The organism is Pseudomonas graminis, assembly GCF_900111735.1.
Classification (GTDB): domain Bacteria; phylum Pseudomonadota; class Gammaproteobacteria; order Pseudomonadales; family Pseudomonadaceae; genus Aquipseudomonas; species Aquipseudomonas graminis.
Genome location: NZ_FOHW01000093.1, coordinates 1 through 1388 on the forward strand (window position 1 = coordinate 1; position 1388 = coordinate 1388).

Here is a 1388-nt window from a genome sequence, read left to right on the forward strand (position 1 = left end):
TTCCATACTTATCAGCGAACGTCTTGGCGTTATCTTCTAACCATTTCTGCTCTTCAGCATGCAGTTGACGGTTGTACGTCGTCGCGTACTGTGCAGTTTGCGCACCTTTCGCGACGTCGCCACCCACCGCCGCCGCAGCCACAATCCCAGTCAGCTGCGATGCCATCACTTCCAGTTGTTTGTCACCTCCCACCATGCTGCTCAGTACATTGATCAGTGCCTCGTTAGCACCAGCAGCAGCGGCTCCTGTTTTGAAGTCCCCGCCGGTGGCTTCGGCGAGCAACCCGCCCACCAGCGCGTGCGCCATCACTTTTTGAGGGCTGCCTTCGTCGTACTTGCCCAACGCCCAGTCGCCGACCATCTTGAAGCCGATGGCCATACCAATATTGCTAGCCTGACCTACCAGCGCATTACCGAGATTGTCTGAGTAGCTGCCCCCATTGATCACGGTATTTACGAACGCATCAGACGCTGACTTCATCAAGACGATTTGAGCGCTGCTGAGGTTGAAGCCCAGCGAAGCAGGGTCATAGCCAGGCATAACGCCGGCCATTGCCGCAGAGGTGAGATATCCCTTTATTGACTGGGAGGACGTAATGTCTTTTACCGTCGCCCCGAGGTTGCCTTTGTTGTTAATGACGCTCACGGCTGCGCTGCTAGCCATCGACGTCAAGGCCGCAGTGGCTATCATGTTCCCCAGGCCTGCAGTAGTTGCGCTCGCAGTTGCCGTCGCCGCAGTGGCTGCGGCCATTGTCGTACCGGCCTGAGCGCTCGCCATTGCGCCTACTGCACCACTTGCAACGCCAGCGGTCAGGGCAGTCACGATAATGATGATCGCCAGCATCGCGCCCTGGCCCAGGCTCGAGTTGCTGTATTTGTAGGCGTCGTGGGTTTCCTTGATCAGCTTCCAGTCAACGTCCCCGCGCTTTTCCGCATCCTTCAACCAAGCCAGATCAGGATCAGCCTTAACCATCGCATCAATCGCTTGGCTAACCGTCTGCTGATTAACCTGCTTGACCTCAATATGCAGGCCATCCACCGCGTTGATTGCCACAGCGCCTTTGGCGATCAGCTCACTCTGGCGCAAGGTTTCATCGGTCTTGCCCTTACCGGACATGGAGTTCCACGCAAGGCTGGTATTGCTCTTCGAGTGATTCTCCTGATGAAGGTCTTTAACGCCCTCGAAGTTGATCGCCCCGCCACTGTTAATCGTCAGGTCTTTACCGCTATTGAGCTTCGCGACCTGATACTGCTGATCACCGCCGCTGACGAGCACGAGGTTACCGCCAGCGCTGATTTCACTGCTGACGTTGGTGACTTGCGTCACTTCGTCGTGCTTGGTTTTCTTGGCGCCGAAGGAGCCTTTTTTCTTCATGTCGTACAGCGAG

The 1388-nt window shown here is 56.3% G+C and carries 1 protein-coding gene; it reads right to left on the reverse strand.

Going from position 1 to position 1388, the window contains the following annotated elements; genetic code table 11:
- Window positions 1-1388: DUF637 domain-containing protein (locus BMY98_RS26565; protein WP_175514234.1), on the reverse strand; the 1388-nt coding region annotated here is incomplete at both ends.